Source organism: Mucilaginibacter rubeus, assembly GCF_014643835.1.
Lineage (GTDB): Bacteria > Bacteroidota > Bacteroidia > Sphingobacteriales > Sphingobacteriaceae > Mucilaginibacter > Mucilaginibacter rubeus.
Map to the genome: position 1 here is coordinate 669,040 of NZ_BMKD01000001.1, position 19,169 is coordinate 688,208.

The window sequence follows — 19,169 nt, forward strand, 5'->3', positions numbered from 1 at the left end:
AAGACTCGCTAATTATGCCACATGTTACAATTTTTGTGCTAAATACCCGCACTTTATGCAGTATATGATATAAATACTTCACAATGAAGCGCTAACCTGTATTTGCCTATAACAGGCTATTAATACGTAAAAAAACATTGTATCAATACCGTACACCTGATGTAACAGAAGCGTACGCTCAAATATGGTGTTTTGTGTTTAAGTTATTGAAAAACAGTATCTTAATTTGTGGCATATCTTTTTGTTATAACATTCAAAATATTATAGAAATACAGTGGACAGAAAAATTGAGAAAAAGACCTGGAACAGCAAAAAGATACTTACCATTGCAGGTATTACAGGCATTATTTTACTAATAGGCGGCAGTATTTATCTTACATCGGGTAAAAGCAAGCTTGATGTTGATACTGAACGCTTAACTATAAGTACTATTACTAAAGGTCCTTTCCAGGAGTTTATACCGGTTAACGGCGTGGTTATGCCGCTAACTACCATATTTCTTGATGCATCTGAAGGCGGTGTTGTTGAAGAAAAATACGTTGAAGACGGAGCTAACCTTAAAAAAGGCGATCGGATTTTGAGAATGTCTAATACCGATCTTGAGCTTACTTTAGCTAACCAGGAAACCGCGGTTTATGCCGAGCAAACCCAAATGCAGATCTCCCATAACAATGCACAGCAAAACACCATCAGCAAGCTAAATACTATGGCCGATGTAGAGAATGCATATAAAGAGGCTGAAAGGATTTACAAGTTGGACAAACATTTATATGATCAGAAAGCCATCGGCCTGCAGGAATATCAATCAGCTAAAAATACTTATGATTATCAGGTAAATCGTTACAAATTGGCTAAACAGATTCTTAGGCAGGATACAGCGTTGGTTAAGCAACAGGCTTCACAATCACAGGAACAATACGCCCACATGAAAACTACGCTTGAACTGATGCGAAAAAAAGTGGCCGGTTTAGTATTGGTGGCGCCTACCGATGGCCAGTTAACCTCAATGGATGCCGAAGTAGGTCAGAGCAAAAATAAGGGCGAGCATTTGGGGCAGATAGACGTACAATCGGGCTTTAAGGTTAGGGTTGATATCGATGAGCATTACCTGTCACGTATTTACACCGGCCTGAAAGGCGATTTTCAGTTTGCCGATCAAACATATAACCTGGTCATAAAAAAGGTATATACCCAGGTTAAAACAACAGGTAGTTTCCAGGTTGATATGCAATTTGTTGGTAAAGTGCCTACAGGGATCCGTAAAGGGCAAACACTGCAGGTGAGGTTGGCGTTGAGTGATCAGATGCAGGCGGTATTGGTGCCTAAAGGTGGTTTCTTCCAGCAAACAGGCGGCAATTGGATCTTTAAGGTAAGTGAAGATGGTTCAAAAGCATACAGGGTAAACATCCAGCTTGGACGCCAGAGCCCTGATTACTTCGTGGTAACAGAAGGCTTAAATCCGGGCGATAAGGTTATTACCTCAAGTTATGAAACCTATGGTGATATTCAGGAGCTTGTGCTAAAAAAATAACGTAACCAAGCTGCAACGCCTGGCACTGTTTAAGCGTCATATATAATATATAACAGAGCTAATTAATAAATTAAAATAAACAAAAAATAAAATCATATCGCCATAAAGGCGGGATGAATAACGGAGGCACCAATGATAAAAATTTCTAATCTTGAGAAATTCTACCGTACCGAAGAGGTAGAAACCATCGCATTAAACAAGCTATCTATGGAAGTGGCTACAGGTGAGTTTGTAGCCATTATGGGCCCATCGGGCTGCGGTAAATCAACCCTGCTTAATATTTTAGGAATGCTTGATGACCCGGATGCCGGCAGCTATGTTTTTAATGAAATTGAAGTAGCGCATTTTAATGAGCGTAAACGCGCCGATCTGCGTAAACACAACATCGGTTTCGTGTTCCAGAGCTTTAACCTTATTGATGAACTTACTGTGTTTGAAAACGTTGAATTGCCGTTGATTTACACAGGAGTGGCTGCTTCAGAGCGTGTTAAAAGGGTGGAAGAGGTGTTAGACAAAATGCAGATCATGCACCGTCGCAACCACTATCCGCAGCAGTTATCAGGTGGTCAGCAACAGCGTGTGGCCATTGCCCGTGCAGTTGTTAATAAACCCAAACTGATCCTTGCGGATGAGCCTACCGGTAACCTGGACAGCAGCAATGGTAACGATGTGATGGAACTGCTTACCGACCTGAACGAACAGGGAACTACCATTATCATGGTTACCCACTCTGAACATGACGCCCGTTACAGTCACCGCATTATACGCCTGCTTGACGGACAAACGGTTATGGAAAATATCATGGTGTAGTTTGTTGAGTTCATAGCTGATGGTTTTATAGCTCTCTTGGTAAGAAAAGAACTTCCGGTTTAAAACTGACGATTTTGACTTAGACCAACGCCCCCGAAATCAGTTTATAGATAAGTTAATAATTGCCTCTGCTGCCCTTCTCTGCATTTGTAGAGAAGGGCATGTTAGAGAATTTTTTTATTCAGAGCTATTCCTATGTTTAAAAACTACTCGAAAACCACATAGCAAAATTTAGTTAACGCCAAGCTTTAGCGCCTTAAGTATCACCGGCCTTACCGTTATTATAGCTTTTGTTATATCAGTTTCCAAGCATTGAAGGCGGCGTTGACTAACCCGGTGAAGAGTTTACGATCTGAATAATTATTATTAAGTCATTAGCTACGCGTCATAAAGTCATTTTGATTGGCTAATTGCGCAAGTGACAGGTAATGACTTAATGGCCAATGACTAATGAAATAAAACATATGTTTAAGAACTATTTAAAAATCGCGTGGCGGAGTTTGATTAAAAACAAACTTTATTCGACCATCAATATTGGAGGTTTGGGTGTAGGCATGGCAGTGAGCTTTATGTTGCTGTTATATGTTTATAATGAATTTACTTACGATGGGTTTCATGAAAATAAAGACAGGTTGTATAAGGTAATGCGTAACCAGCCTTCAAATGGCGAAATAAACACGGGGGATGCCACGCCCGTGCAGATTGCTGCCGCGCTGCAAAAAGACTATCCGGAGGTTGAGTATGCAGCCCGTGCAAACTGGTCATATGATCAACTGTTTAATTACAACAACAAACCGTTAAAAGTTAATACAATTGCGACCGACGAGTCATTTCTGAACATGTTTACACTTGATTTTGTGAAGGGTAACAAAAAAGATGCTTTTAGGGATATGTCGTCAGTTATCATGTCCGAATCGGCAGTAAAGGCCGTTTTTGGCGATGTCGATCCTATAGGTAAAACTGTTAAGTTAAATGGTTCGCGGCTGGTAAAAGTGAGTGCTGTTTACAAAGATCTGCCCCGGAATTCTACGTTCAGGTTTAATGCACTAATTCCATGGAAACTTTATGAAGCTGATAATGGCTGGGTGAAAACATCGGGTTGGGGTAACTATTCGTTTAAAACTTATGTTATGCTTAAGCCTGGTGTTAATGTAGATAAGCTTAATCTGGAAATCAAAAAGTTAATTGGTCGCTATGACGATCATAATAAAGAAAATCAGTTGTTCTTGTTTCCATTTGCCAAATGGCACCTGCACAGCGAGTTCAAAAATGGAGTGAATACAGGTGGCGCAATCGAATACGTGCGTTTATTCCTTTTTCTGGCAATAGGTATTTTGCTTATTGCGTGTATCAACTTTATGAACCTTTCTACTGCGCGGTCTGAGCGCCGCTCCCGTGAAGTTGGGATCCGTAAAGTTGTGGGTGCACGGAGAATAGCCATTGTTCAGCAGTTTTTAGGCGAATCAATCCTAACCGCTATAATTTCGCTTGTTGTTGCACTGGTAATAATAGCATCAACGCTTGGTTATTTTAACGAAATCATACATAAGCAACTAACAATTCCTTATAGAAATGCGTGGGCATGGGGTGCCGCTATATTAGTAACGCTGATAACAGGTTTATTGGCAGGTAGTTACCCGGCTTTGTTTTTATCGTCGTTTAAACCGGTAAAAGTTTTAAAGGGCACTAACAAAACTGGTAGAAAAACGCTGCACTCAAGACAGGTATTGGTTATTGTGCAATTTGTATTTGCTACATGTCTTATACTTTCAAGTATCCTAATTTATAAACAGATCAACTACATTAAAGACCGCCCGGTAGGTTATTCACAAAATGGACTTATCGAAATCTCATTAGATGGAAATTTATATAAAGAGTACGAAAACTTCAGAACGGATATAATTAATGCAGGAGCCGCTGTTGATGCTGCAGAGACATCGGGCAGTATAGCCAGTAACGGCAGCAGCAGTTGGGGCATCAACTGGCCCGGACAGCTACCTGGCGAGGATAAAATACCTATCGACCAGATTGTTACTTCATTTCATTTTATTTCAACTTATAAGCTTGAATTGATAAAAGGCCGTGATTACATACCTGGTCGTATGGCCGATTCACTGTCGCTCATTATGAACGAATCGGCTGTTAAACTGATGCGGTTAAAAGATCCGCTTGGGCAGATAGTGAAATGGCAGGGCCGTAATTGTACCGTGGTTGGTATTGTTAAAGATTTTGTTTGGGGATCGCCATATGAGCCTGTCAAGCCTGCCATTATTGGTTTTGATAAAGGTTGGGCAGGTCAGCTTGGTATTCGTTTAAATCCGAACGCTTCGGTATCAAAGAGCCTTGCTACAATTGGCAATATTTATAAAAAATATAACCCCGAATACCCATTTGAATACAAGTTTGTTGACGAAAACTTCAGCGGCAAATTTGAGAATGAAAAGCTGTTGGGTACGTTGTCGAGTTCGTTTACGGTGTTGGCCATTATTATATCCTGCCTCGGCTTGTTTGGTTTAGCTTCGTTCTCGGCCGAGCAGCGTAAAAAGGAAATCAGTATCCGTAAAGTATTAGGCGCAAGCATCAGTAGTTTGTGGTTCAACCTGTCGAAAGAGTTTTTAATACTCGTGGTTATTTCATTTATTATTGGTTCGGCCCTGAGCTGGTACAACATGAGCAAATGGTTACAGCATTATACCTACCGTACAGATATAAGCGCCTGGGTATTTATAGCTACCATCAGCATTAGTATGATAGTTTGTTTACTCACCGTGAGCTGGCAGGCTATCAAAGCAGCGTTGAGTAACCCGGTTAAGAGCCTAAAAAATGAATAAATCTGCATTGGGTCACTGAGTCATTAAGCCATTGAATGCTGAATAATGACTTAATAATATAAAGTCTAAAGTAAAGAATAACTTTGATTCTCTACTTTAGACTTCTGACTTAAACAAACGTTCACATTCGCACTGTAAGTGTTCCATTATCGAACGGTTTTATATTGATTGTATTTTGTTAATTGATTGATATTTAATTAATTGTGTAATTGGTATGGGTTTTAATATTTTAGTGGTATAAACCATTTGCCATGTTACGTAATTACATCAAAATAGCCTGGAGAAACCTTATCAAACACAAGGTTTTTTCGTTTATCAATATCTTCGGTTTAGCTACAGGTATTGCTGCTTTTTGGCTCATTAGCCTTTATGTGGTTGATGAATGGAGTTACGACCGTTATAACCTTAAAGCCGATCGTATTTTTCGCGTGGTACAGCACGGCACATGGAACGGCGGCAAATTCAATCTCGCGGTTACTTCACCGCCATATGCCCCCGCTTTAAAAAATGATTATGCCGAAGTGGAAGACGCTATCCGCATTGATGCTGAAGGTGGCGGTAAAATCACTTATGGCGAAAAGCAGATTAACGAGGGTGCGATGTTGTTTACAGATAAAGGCTTCTTTAATCTTTTTACCCATCACTTTTTATCCGGCGATCCCAATACTGCTTTAACCAAGCCACAAAGCATTGTACTTACTAAAACCCTATCCGAAAAAATATTCGGTAACGTTGCGGATGCACTCGATAAAACTGTGCTCATCGAAAATAACCCAAGCACAGTTACCGGTGTAATTGATGATATAACTGCAAATTCGCATTTTACTTTCAGCGCCCTTCGCTCATTGCCTGATGGTTATACCGATGGTTGGGCTAATTCACACGTTTATACCTATGTGCTGCTGAAAAATCATGATGATTTTAAAAAGGTCCAGGCTGGCTCCGATGTGTTTTTTAATAAATACCTAAAAGGGCCGCTTGGAGCTATACAATACAGTATGGAACTGCAGCCGCTTACATCAATTCACCTTAACTCTAATCTTGATTACGAGCTGGGCAGCAACGGCAACATAACCTATGTATATGTATTTGGCATTGTAGCACTACTGATACTGGCTATCGCAGTTATTAATTACGTAAATCTTACAACAGCACGTTCATCCATAAGGATTAGGGAGATAGGTGTGCGCAAGGTAATTGGCTCCAGCAAAAAACAGCTGATCATAATGTTTTTTGCCGAATCAGTTTTGTTTACACTCATCGCTGCCTTGATAGCATCAGTGATGGTGCAATTTTTATTGCCTTATTTTAACCTTCTCTCCGGTAAAAGCCTTGTACTTATGCAGTTTGGATTTAGCAAAACGCTTATCTTATTCAGTCTGTTTGCGTTTGTTACCGGTATTTTAAGCGGTTTATATCCCGCATTGTTCTTATCGGGGTTCCGCACCATTGCTGCTATGAAGGGGCAAATGGGCAGTCAGGCTGCTACTATCATGTTCAGGAAATCATTGGTAATATTTCAGTTTGTTATTACCATTGTTATGATAGCCGGTTCATGCATCATTTACAGGCAACTACGTTATGTGATGAATAAGGACCTCGGCTTTAATAAAGCCCAAACGCTTACCTTTCATATTAGCGATAAATCGGCACGCACAAAAATTGCCGCTATTAAAAGTCAGCTTTTGCAAAATCCGGCTGTTGAGGCCGTGGGTATTGCAGGCAATCCTATAGGTAACAATGATATCGGTTTGAGCAATTTCAATATCGGCGCTGACGGAAAGGCCAATTCTGAATCAAAAATGGTGGAGAACCTTATAATTGATGAGGATTTTATACCAACCTTACAGGTGAAGCTGGCCAAGGGCCGAAATTTTTCAGCAGAGATGAGTACCGACCGGCTTGAATCCATTATTGTAAACCAAACGTTAGTTAACGAAATGGGCTGGAAGGATGCCATCGGCCGCTCTGTGAGGGTTGGAGTAGATGATAAGGGCAATGTGATCAGCCGGAAAATAATTGGTGTGGTTAAAGATTTTAACACCTATTCGTTACAGCACAAGGTTGCACCAATGATGTTGTACCTGCCTTTTACAGCCAATGATGAGGATAATATGTATATCCGAATTGGCAGGAATAATATTCCAGCCACGCTCGACTATATCAGCAAAGTTTACAGCCGTTTTGATATCGAAAACAAAGTTGAGTTTCATTTCCTCGATCAGAATTTTGCCAAACAATACCAGTCCGAACAAAAGCAGGGCAACATCCTGCTTATATTCACCATACTGGCTATCAGCATTGCTTGCCTGGGCTTGTTTGGTTTGGTGACCTTCACTGCAGAGCAAAGGGTAAAGGAAATTGGCATCAGGAAAGTTTTGGGTGCAAGTGTAACCTCCATAGTTACCCTGTTGTCAAAAGATTTGATGAAACTGGTGTTGATTGCCACACTGATAGCGTCGCCGCTGGCCTGGTATGGCATGCGGAAATGGTTACAAAGCTTTGCTTATCGCGTAGATATTAACTGGTGGATCTTCGCTATAGCAGGTGTTCTTGCAGTAATTATTGCCTTTGTAACGGTGAGCATGCAATCGGTAAGGGCGGCAAATGCTAACCCGGCTAAAAGTTTAAAAAACGAATAAACCTCACCAACCCTCTCCAAAGGAGAGGGCTTAATGTGTGGACTATGATATAAAATAATTAATTAAAATTCCTCCCCTTGGGGAGGTTAGAAGGGATTTATGTTTAAAAATTACTTAAAAACAGCATTCCGTACCCTGCGTAAAAACGTGGGGTTTACGGTTATAAATATATTGGGGCTGGCCCTTGGCCTGGCTACCTGCCTTATGATTGTGCTATATGTAGCTGATGAACTGAGCTATGATCGGTTTAATGAGAAAGCCAGCCGCACCTATCGGGTTAATGAAGACCTTAAATTTGGTAATAATAATGTACTTTATGCCGTTGCGATGCCACCGTTGGCTCAGGCTTTAAAGACGGATCTCCCTGAGGTTGAAGAAGCAACCCGGCTTAAAGCAGCGGGAGGGTTTCATGTCAAAAAATGTAATGAAAGCATCCTTGAGTACGGTACCGTTTATGCCGATCCATCGGTTTTTAACGTGTTTACGCTGCCCATGATTAATGGTAACCCGGCTACGGCTTTGAAGGAGCCTAACACCGTGGTTATTACCGAAACTATCGCCAAAAAGTACTTTAACAGTACCAATGTTGTAGGACGAACACTTACCATCGATAACAATCAACTATTAAAGGTTACGGGGGTGATCAGGGATTTACCGAAGCAATCGCACTTTCATTTTGATTTTTTCATGTCGATGATAAGCTGGCCTGATAGCAAATCTTCTGAATGGTTGAGAAGTGATTATAATACTTACGTGGTGTTGAAACCGGGCACAGATTACAAGTTATTTGAGAAGAAATTAATTGCCCTCCTAAAAAAATACAGCGAAGGGCAAATGCAAACGGCCTTACACGTCAACATTGCCGATTTTGAAAAAAGCGGCAGTTATTTCAGGCTTAACCTAACTCCGTTAACCGATATCCATTTACACTCAAACCGTACCGGCGAATTAAGCGGCAACAGTTCGGTGCAGTATGTTTATATATTTTCGGCCATTGCCATATTTATATTACTTATAGCAGGCATCAACTTTATGAACCTTTCAACAGCTCGTTCGGCCAGCAGGGCAAGAGAGGTAGGAGTACGTAAAGTTTTAGGTTCCCCACGTAAATATTTAATAACCCAGTTTTTAACAGAATCGATATTGGTGACCCTGGCATCAGCAGTTATCGCTTTTTTTGCCGTTTTACTTTTATTGCCGCTATTTAATCAAGTGTCCGGAAAAGAATTGGTTGTAGGTTCGCAAACCTTAACCTGGTTGTTGCCGGCCTTACTATTAATTGTACTGGTGGTAGGTTTTGCTGCCGGATCATATCCTGCTTTTTTTCTTTCAGCATTTCAGCCAATTAATGTGCTTAGCGGTAAACTGGCCGGTGGTTTCAAAGGCAGCTGGCTCAGGAGTGTACTGGTTGTCTTCCAGTTTTCTATTTCAATATTCCTCATCATTGGCACCATTGTTATTTATAATCAGCTCAATTATATTCAAACCAAAAACCTGGGTTATAACCGTAACCAGGTGCTTATTATTAATAATGCGTTTGAGTTGGGCAGCCATGCCAAAACCTTTAAAAATGAGGTGAAGCAATTACAAGGCGTGGTTAACGCTACATTGACGGGTTATTTACCAACCGGTAAAAACAGGGGAACGTCCATTTTTTACAAAGAAGCGGCAGCCGATCAAAAAACTGCTTTGTTTCCACAAAGCTGGCGGGTAGACGCAGATTACATCAATACCCTGGGTATGAAGATCTCAGCCGGGCGCGATTTTTCCGCAGGCATGCCAACGGATTCCACCGGATTAGTGATAAACGAAACAGCGGCCAAGTTTTTAGGCTTTACTAATCCCGTTAATAAAATCCTGTACCGCAATATGGATGGCAATCGTGATCATGTAAAAGCTTATCACATCATTGGCGTGGTTAAGGATTTTAATTTCAATTCGCTGAGAGAAAATATCAGTCCGATGATTTTTTTAATGGACGAAGACAGTGGAAATCTGAGTATCAGGGTAAATACAACTAATTTACCGGCTCTCGTCGATCAGATAAAAAGCAAATGGCAGGGCATGACCCAAGGCCAGTTTAGCTACTCTTTTATGGATCAGGACTTTGACGCTAACTATCGGGCCGAGCAGCGCACCGGCACCATATCTATCATATTTACCGTATTAGCCATCTCCATTGCCTGCCTTGGCCTATTTGGCTTAGCTGCGTATGCCGCCGAGCAACGTACCAAAGAAATCGGGATCCGTAAAGTACTCGGTGCAAGTGTATCTGCCATAGTAAATACCTTATCCAAAGATTTTATAAAGCTGGTATTGATCTCCATAGCCATTACAACCCCTTTAGCCTGGTATTTAATGAACAAATGGCTGCAGGATTTCGCTTACCGCATCACTATACAATGGTGGGTGCTGGTGCTGGCAGGTGCAGGCGCCATGTTAATAGCTATTGTGACAGTAAGTTTCCAATCTATAAAAGCAGCATTGGCAAACCCGGTTAACAGCCTTAAAAATGAGTAGGCAGTTTGTAGTGGCAGTTAGCAGTTATGTAACAGGAGGATACCAATGAACTAACGAACAATTGAACCAATGAACCATGTTTAGAAATTACCTTAAAACTGCATTTCGCACATTGAAAAAAAATGTGGGTTTCACCGCAATTAATGTATTTGGTTTGTCCCTTGGGCTGGCCACATGTTTACTCATTATATTTTATGTGGTTGATGAGCTAAGTTATGACAAGTTCAATGTTAAGGCCGACAGGATCTATCGCGCCAATATGCAGATTAAATTTGGCGGTATCGATCAAAGCTATGCATCGTCTCCGGCGCCGCTGGGGGCTGTATTTCAAAACGATTATCCCGAGGTTGAACGTGCCTGCCGTTTGTTGCAACGCGGCGGTTATAACGTGAAAAAAGGTAACCAAACCATTCACGAAAACAGAATGGTACTTGCAGATTCGACATTGTTTGATGTATTTACCCTGCCTATCATAGCCGGTGACCCAAAAAAAGCGCTTGTTGAACCTAATACCGTGGTTATCACTGAAAGTACGGCTAAACGTTATTTTAACAACACACAGGCAGTGGGTAAAACATTTACGTTTGATGAAAAGCTGCTTTATAAGGTTACCGGCGTAATTAAAGACCTGCCAAAGCAATCGCATTTTCGTTATGATTTTTTCCTGTCGATGGCATCAAATGCCGAAAGCAAAGATGGGGCATGGTTCAGCAATAATTTCAATACCTATGTGCTGCTAAAACCAGGTGTGGATGCCAAAAAATTTGAAGCGAAGTTTCCTGCATTGATGCACAAATATGCGGGTCCGCAATTGCAAAGTATCTTACATCTTACTTTTGATTCGTTTGAAGGTTCAGGCAACAAATACCAATTGAGCCTTATACCATTGAAGGATATCCACCTTAAATCAAATCTCGTGTCGGAGCTTGACCATAACGGGAATATCCAGTATGTGTACATTTTTGGCGCGGTGGCAATTTTTATCTTACTGATAGCCTGTGTAAACTTCATGAACCTTTCAACCGCCCGTTCTGCAAACCGGGCCCGTGAGGTAGGTGTACGCAAGGTTCTTGGTTCAAGGCGTCAGTCGCTTATAGCTCAATTCCTGTCCGAGTCAATCATGGTAACGTTTATCGCAACAATGATAGCCATGCTGATGGCTTATTTCCTATTGCCGGTATTCAATAATATAGCGGGTAAAAACATGGAGCTTAATATAGGCTCACTGGTTTGGCTGATTCCTGCTTTGCTGGTAATAGTTTTGGTGATCGGCTTCCTGGCCGGTTCATATCCCGCATTTTTCCTTTCGGCATTTCAGCCAATTGATGTTTTAAAAGGAAAGCTTTCCTCAGGCTTTAAGGGCGGGATGTTAAGGAGTTCATTGGTGGTGTTCCAGTTTTTTATATCGATAGTGCTCATCATTGGTACGCTGGTGATCTATAATCAGCTTAAATATATTCAGAATAAAGACCTTGGTTATAATCGCAGCCAGGTATTGGTGATTCATGGTGTGTATGACCTTGGCGACAAGAGCAAAGTGTTAAGAGATGAAGTAAAGCAGTTGCCCGGCGTAATAGGTGTAACTATGACAGGCTTTTTGCCAACTTCTGATTACCGGAACAGCAGCAGCGTTTTCCAGGAACGCGGGCTCGACCCCAAAAAAGCAGTGCTTGCACAAACCTGGGTAGTTGACGACAACTACCTGCCAACCCTCGGCATAAAACTAACCAAAGGCCGTAATTTCTCAAACCAGATGCCTACCGATTCGGCGGCTATGATCATTAACGAAACGGCGGCGAAACTGATGGGCGTACGTGACCCGCTTAACAAATCCATGTTTTTGCCTATGGACAATATGGCCAAAACGTTTAAAGAATATCATATAGTAGGTGTTATTAAAGATTTTAATTTCGCTTCGCTGCGCAATAATGTAAGCCCGGTGATATTGATGTACGGACAGGATACCGGCGCCTTAAGTGTAAAAGTAAATACCGCTAATATCACCGCACTTATGGCAATGATCAGCGACAAATGGAAATCCATAAAGCCGGGTAAGGAGTTTGAATATTCATTTATGGATGACGATTTTGATTCATCATACCGTGCGGAACAGCGGATGGGTACCATATTCATCATATTTACAAGTTTAACAATTGTGATAGCCTGTTTAGGTTTGTTTGGCCTTGCTGCATATGCCGCCGAACAGCGCACTAAGGAGATAGGCATCCGTAAAGTGCTTGGCGCTAATGTAGGCGCTATAGTAGGTATGCTGTCAAAAGATTTTATCAAACTGGTAATGATAGCAATAGTGATAGCCATTCCGGTTGCCTGGGTCGCCATGCAGCAATGGTTGCAGGGTTTTGCCTACCGGCAAAACATACAATGGTGGGTGGTAGTATTGGCCGCGGTTTTGGCCGTGTTGATCGCTTTCGTAACCATCAGCTTCCAATCTATCAAGGCGGCACTGGCCAACCCGGTTAGGAGTTTAAAAAATGAATAATTGTCATTAGGTCATTTAGGTTCGCCTCATTAGGTCATAAAAAGAAAATGACAAAAGTGGCCAAATGACTTAATGAGTACGCAGTAATGACACAATGATATAAATATGATACGTAACTACATAAAAACAGCATGGCGGAACCTTTATCGGAATAAGGCATTTTCGCTGATCCATATTTTGGGATTAACCATGGGGATAACCGTTTGCCTCATGATATTCCTGTATATTATGAATGAGTTTAGCGTGGATAACTTTCATAAGCAGGGAAAAAATATTTACAGGGTAATGCGCGGTTTTGATAAATCGAAAGCGCCCACGTCGTACCTCTCGGGGCCTTACGGCCCTGCCATGCTGAATGATTATCCGCAGGATATAAAGATGGCAGTGCGAGTTTCTCCACGAAATAACCTGGTTTCTTTTGGCGAAAAATCGTTCAATGAGAAAAAGGTTTACGCGGTTGACTCCAACTTTTTTAGCCTCTTTACCTTCCCGTTGCTGAGGGGGGATGCTACTTCGGCACTAAACCATCCGGGCAGCGTGGTGCTAACTGAAACCACCGCCAAAAAATATTTCGGCAATATTGATAATGCCATGGGCAAAGTGGTGCAGATGGATAAACGCCTGCAGTTAAAGGTAACCGGTATTGCCAAAGATGTACCTTCCAACTCGCATCTTGATTTTGATTTGGTGATGCCAATAGCCAATTACACCCGCGATCAGGGTTTTAATGTATGGATTAACAATAGCCTGTTTGTTTACCTGTTATTGAATGAGCATAGCAGCCCGGCTGCATTGGAAAGCCGCTTTCCGCAGTTTATGGATAAGTACATGGGCAAGGATATGCAGCGTTTCGGTACCAAATTTAACCTGAGCCTCAGACCATTCAAGGATATCTATTTTGAAAATGCCTCTTCGTTTGATAATGTAAAGCATGGCGATAAAACTGTAGTATTCATCTTTATTTCGATAGCAGTGCTCATCATGATCATTGCCTGTATCAATTTTATGAACCTTGCCACTATCCGCGCTGTTGAACGCTCAAAAGAAGTAGGGATGCGTAAGGTTTTAGGCGCGTTAAGAAACCATCTGGTATGGCAATTCATAGGCGAATCTATTTTGCTGGCGCTGGTTTCATGCGCACTTTCTATTGGTTTGTTACTCTTGCTGATGCCATCATACAATAGCCTGCTGGGGTATGAACTCACTGTATCATGGAACAGTGCACCGATTTACTTGTTTCTTTTTGGGGTTATTTTATTTGTGGGTTTTCTTGCCGGAAGCTACCCGGCTATATTCATGTCGGCGTTTTCGCCTATTGAGGCTTTAAAGGGTAAGCTTAAATTAGGTAAGGGCGGGGCATTCTTCAGGCAATCGCTGGTGGTGTTCCAGTTCAGTATTTCGGTATTACTTATTATCGGCACTATCGTGATAGTTAACCAGATGCGGTATGTCAAAAACAAATCATTAGGTTATGACAAAGAGCAAACGGTTATTGTGCAGATTGATAATAATGACATCTATGATCACAGGCAAACATTTAAACACCAGCTGCAAAATTCGGACTATGTGAAGTCGGTATCCCTGATGTCGGGCGAACCGGGCGGCTTTTTTGATATGCAGGGCTTTGAGGTTGAAGGCCAGCATGAAACGTTCAAATCCAGGTCGGAATTTGCCGACTTTGAATATGTAAAAACATTTGGCCTGAAAATTATTGCCGGCAGGGATTTTTCATCACAGTTTGCTACTGATACTACGAACTCGGTATTGATCAACCGTACAGCGTCTAAAGAACTGGGCTTTACGCCGCAGCAGGCTATCGGTAAATGGATTAAAAATACGGTGCGTGATAGTAGTCGCCGCACTATCATTGGTGTAGTTGAAGATTTTAACTTCCTTTCACTTAAAGAAAACATGGATGCCCTGGTGATATCGCCAAGCGAAGACAGGCGTGTAGCCGTAATCAAATTAAAATCCGGGAATATCCAGGCTGGTTTGGCGGCTATCAAAAACATTTATGCCGAAGTTGCGCCCGTTTATCCGTTTGAATACAGCTTTCTTGATCAGCAGTTTGATACTACCTATCGCAACGATATCAGGCAGCAAACCATGTTAAGTATATTTTCAGGCTTGGCAATCTTTATAGCCTGTTTGGGCTTGTTCGGTTTAGCCTCATTTACCGCGGCGAAACGTACCAAGGAGATCGGGGTCCGTAAAGTATTGGGTTCATCGGTACAAAATATCCTTATCCTGATATCAAAAGATCTACTTAAACCGGTGTTATTAGCTACAGTGATTGCTATCCCCCTGGGTTATTACAGCATGGATAAATGGTTGCAAAGTTTCGCTTACAAAACACCTTTGCATTGGTGGATCTTTGCTTTGGCGGCTTTGCTTACATTTGTTATAGCAGTGGTTACCATTAGCTTTCAATCGTTAAAGGCGGCACTTGCAAATCCTATCCGGAGTTTGAGAAGCGAATGAGATCAGTTTGCAGATAGCAGTGGCAGTTTGCAGTAGCAGTTGAAGAAATAGGATATACCCTGAGCCCGTGTCCCCACGGGCTTTTTTATGACGTTCTGTCATTATTAGGTAGCCTGAATTTATTTTCAGCACCATGCAACGTATTTGCTAAACGCCTGGTCTTATTATATATAAACCAAAGATCATTATTATGAAAAAGTATTTACTCGTGTTATTTGTTGCCTGTGCAGGCAGCGCTTTTGCGCAAAATAATCAGAAAACACCATACCTCACCAAATCATTGTCAGGACAGGCTGTGAAAAATGTATTTGTTAATACATCGGGCGGCAGTATTACTGTTAGCGGCGCATCGGGCGAAGAACCGAGAGTTGAGGTTTTTATACAAGGTAATAATGGTAATAATGACCTTTCCAAAGAAGAGATCAAAAAGCGCCTCGACGAAAATTACGACCTGAGCATTGATGTTAACGGCGGGGAGCTGCATGCCAAGGCTAAAAGCAAGCACGATGGCAACTGGGACTGGAAAAAATCGTTAAGTATCTCGTTCCGTGTGTATGTACCCGGCAATGTGGCAACAAATCTGAATACCAGCGGAGGCAGTATCCATTTGGATAATCTAACAGGTGCGCAGCAATTTGAAACCAGCGGCGGCAGTTTACATCTTGATAAAATTACCGGTATCATTAAAGGCCGTACTTCTGGCGGCAGCATTCATGTAAGCGATTCAAAAGAAAATATCGATCTGCAAACCTCAGGCGGCAGTATCGAAGCCCGTAATTGCATAGGGCATATCAGACTTGAAACATCTGGCGGTTCGTTGCATCTCGATGGTTTAAAGGGAGATATCAAAGCTACAACCAGCGGCGGCAGTATCAGCGGCAGTAAAATTGACGGCGATTTCATTACCGGCACATCAGGTGGCAGCATTAACCTTACTGATTTGTCGTGCAGCCTCGATGCTTCAACAAGTGCCGGCAGCTTTCATGCGCAATTTGTAAGCGTTGGTAAATCTGTTAAAATTGATGTAAGCTCGGGTCATATCGATCTGCAGTTACCGTCAAAACAAGGTCTTAACCTCGATTTGCGCGCCAACAAAATAGAAAGTAACCTTGCAGATAACTTCTCTGGTAACAAGGATAAAGAAAGGGTAGAAGGCAAACTTAACGGCGGCGGATCCCCCGTTGAAGTACGTGGTAATGGGCGAGTTAATCTTACCGTCAATTAATATAAGTGTAAGGAATATTACAAAGGCCTGTTGCTCAAATAGTGACAGGCCTTTTGTGTTGCCTGGGGTGTATCATAACCGAACACATGGTGTTACGTCTTCGTACAGTTTTTATATGAAATAAATCGTAATTGATTGATAATTAGAGATTTGATTTATTGGTATGGCTTTTAAACCTGTATTAAGGTTAATCGTACACTCATGTTCAGAAACTACATCAAAACCGCCTGGCGAAACTTAAGGCGGAACAAAATATTCTCTTTTATTAATGTGTTTGGCCTGTCTGTAGGCTTAGCATGCTGTATGCTCATTTGTGCTTATGTATATAGTGAATTAAATTATGATCAATATCCGGCACAGGCCAAACAAATGTATCGTGTTGGTTTACGTTCCATTGAAAATAATGGCGTAAGCGAATACCCGATGGTTGACATCGCGGTAGGACAGGGGATTAAAAATATGTTTCCCGAAGTGCTTGAAACTACAAGGCTTGCCCGTCGTGGTCCGGTTTTTATAAAATATAACGACAGGCAGTTTAAGGAAGAGCATGTGCAGATGATAGATGCCAATTTCTTTCGCCTGTTTTCGATACCATTGGTTGATGGTGATAATAAAACCTGCTTTACTGAGCCTAACAGCATGGTAATCACGAGGGCCATGGCTACCAAATATTTTGGCAACCAGGAAGCTGTAGGAAAAGCTGTTACAATAGACGGGAAGCCTTATAAAGTAACAGGAGTAATTGACAAAATACCCGATGATTCGCACTTTCATGGCGATGCATTTTTAAATATGGCCCCTTTTGTTGAAAAAGCAAAGCAAAGCTGGAGCAATATTGGTTATTTTACTTATGTGGTATTAAATAAAAATGCCGACGCAAAAAAACTGGAAGCTGCTTTCCCTGAAATGGTGCGGAAATTTGTTGTGCCCGAAATTGCCCATGATATGGGTACGAGTTTGGCACAGGCAAGCAAATCGGTGAACACTTTCCTGTTTTTCCTGCAGCCTTTAAGCGATATCCACCTGCACTCGGCAACCAAATACGAATTGGAGCCCAATGGCGATATTCATTATGTATATATATTTGGTGCATTGGCCGCTTTTATATTGATATTGGCCTGCATTAATTTTACTAATCTTTCAACGGCAAGTTCGGCCAAGCGCTCAAAAGAAGTGGGCATCCGTAAGGTGCTTGGTTCTGAAAAGAGCGGACTGGTTTCCCAGTTCCTCACCGAATCGGTTATGCTAACCTTAGGGGCTTTATTATTGGCATTAGGTATTGTATATCTGCTGTTACCGCTGTTCAATAACTTGGCAGGGAAACATATCGAACTTAGGTTTTTCCTGAGCCCTATGGCTTTGCTTATCGAACTGTTTACAGCTTTTGGCGTTGGAATTCTCGCAGGTATTTATCCGGCATTCTTCTTGTCCTCGTTCCAGATCATCGCTGTGTTAAAAGGCAACAGCGCTACCAAAGCAGAAGGAAAAGGGATTTTACGCAGCGGATTAATCATTTTTCAGTTTGCGGTATCTACAGCACTTATTATATCAACTTTTGTAGTGTACCAGCAATTACACTATATGCAGAACAAAAAGTTGGGTTATGATAAAGACCAGGTATTGATAATTAATGATGCCTATACCTTAGGCCATAATGCAGATGCTTTCAAAAATCAACTTCTGCGCAACCCGCAGGTGTTGAATGCTACTATATCCAGCAGTGTGCCAGGTATGTTAGCCGGTGTTGATGGTACCCAAATTGCTGCTAAAGAATTTGATGACAAGGGTGGTCATGCCGAGATCCATACCAATATTTACCATGTGGATGAAAGTTATGTGCCTACTTTAGGTTTACAGGTTATCAACGGGCGCAATTTTTATCAATCCTTTCCCGCCGATTCGATGTCGGTTGTAGTGAACGAAGCTTTAGTAAAAGGTTTGGGATGGGGTAACACCAACCCGATAGGTAAAACTATAGTGCGTTCAGCCCGTACCCAATACAAAGTTGTAGGTGTGGTTAAAGATTTTCACTATGCTTCGGCCAGGCAAAAAATAGCGCCATTGATGCTGTTATCGGGGCATAGTACAGGGACACTAATTTTAAAGGTTAAAACTGCCGATGTAAAATCGGTTATTGCCGGCATCAAAGCCGAATGGGATAGTTTCAGGCCGGAAGCGCCTTTTAGCTACTCGTTCCTTGATGAGCAATACGCATCACTTTATGCGTCCGAACAGCAAACGGGTAAAATATTCACCGTGTTTTCATGCATCGCCCTCATTATAGCAAGCCTGGGCTTGTTCGGTTTAGCCGCGTTTATGATCAGGCTAAGGGTTAAAGAAATAGGTATCCGTAAAGTATTGGGTGCATCGACAGGCAGTATTACGGTGATGCTATCAAAGGAGTTTTTGCGGTTGATTGTGATTGCTTCGATCATATCGTTCCCGGTAACATGGCTTGCCATGAACAAGTGGCTGCAGGATTTTGCATACCGGATCAGTATCCAATGGTGGGTATTCCTGTTAGCAGGTGGCATTGCCCTGCTGGTAGCGGGTATCACAATAAGCTTTCAATCGGTTAAAGCGGCTTTGGCTAACCCGGTGAAAAGCCTCAGAAGTGAGTAGCAGTTGG

General features: G+C 41.8%; 9 protein-coding genes. All 9 read left to right on the top strand.

The features are described from left to right. Window positions 1–274: 274 nt before the first annotated feature. The 9 genes from IEX80_RS02765 to IEX80_RS02805 all read left to right on the top strand — a co-directional run bounded on the left by IEX80_RS02765 (window position 275) and on the right by IEX80_RS02805 (window position 19,162). Complete coding sequence (locus IEX80_RS02765) at window positions 275–1,531, top strand: efflux RND transporter periplasmic adaptor subunit (RefSeq protein ID WP_091163814.1); 1,257 nt, start codon at window positions 275–277, stop codon at window positions 1,529–1,531. A 132-nt stretch (window positions 1,532–1,663) separates the two neighbouring features. Then, complete coding sequence (locus IEX80_RS02770) at window positions 1,664–2,341, top strand: ABC transporter ATP-binding protein (RefSeq protein ID WP_090525339.1); 678 nt, start codon at window positions 1,664–1,666, stop codon at window positions 2,339–2,341. 464 nt (window positions 2,342–2,805) lie between these two features. Further along, window positions 2,806–5,172: an ABC transporter permease gene (locus tag IEX80_RS02775; RefSeq protein WP_188831858.1), complete on the top strand. Its 2,367-nt coding sequence runs from the start codon at window positions 2,806–2,808 to the stop codon at window positions 5,170–5,172. 251 nt (window positions 5,173–5,423) lie between these two features. Then, window positions 5,424–7,814, top strand: coding sequence for an ABC transporter permease (locus IEX80_RS02780; RefSeq protein WP_188831859.1), 2,391 nt, complete (start codon window positions 5,424–5,426; stop codon window positions 7,812–7,814). Between the two features lie 99 nt (window positions 7,815–7,913). Further along, complete coding sequence (locus IEX80_RS02785) at window positions 7,914–10,334, top strand: ABC transporter permease (RefSeq protein ID WP_188831860.1); 2,421 nt, start codon at window positions 7,914–7,916, stop codon at window positions 10,332–10,334. A gap of 76 nt (window positions 10,335–10,410) precedes the next feature. Then, a complete protein-coding gene (locus IEX80_RS02790; protein WP_090525347.1) occupies window positions 10,411–12,834 on the top strand; it encodes an ABC transporter permease in 2,424 nt (807 codons plus the stop codon). Between the two features lie 105 nt (window positions 12,835–12,939). Further along, window positions 12,940–15,315, top strand: coding sequence for an ABC transporter permease (locus tag IEX80_RS02795; RefSeq protein WP_188831861.1), 2,376 nt, complete (start codon window positions 12,940–12,942; stop codon window positions 15,313–15,315). A gap of 190 nt (window positions 15,316–15,505) precedes the next feature. Further along, window positions 15,506–16,540, top strand: coding sequence for a DUF4097 family beta strand repeat-containing protein (locus IEX80_RS02800; protein ID WP_188831862.1), 1,035 nt, complete (start codon window positions 15,506–15,508; stop codon window positions 16,538–16,540). Between the two features lie 201 nt (window positions 16,541–16,741). After that, window positions 16,742–19,162 (top strand): ABC transporter permease, encoded by a 2,421-nt coding sequence (locus IEX80_RS02805; RefSeq protein WP_090525353.1) that lies wholly within the window; start codon window positions 16,742–16,744, stop codon window positions 19,160–19,162. Window positions 19,163–19,169 lie beyond the last annotated feature (7 nt).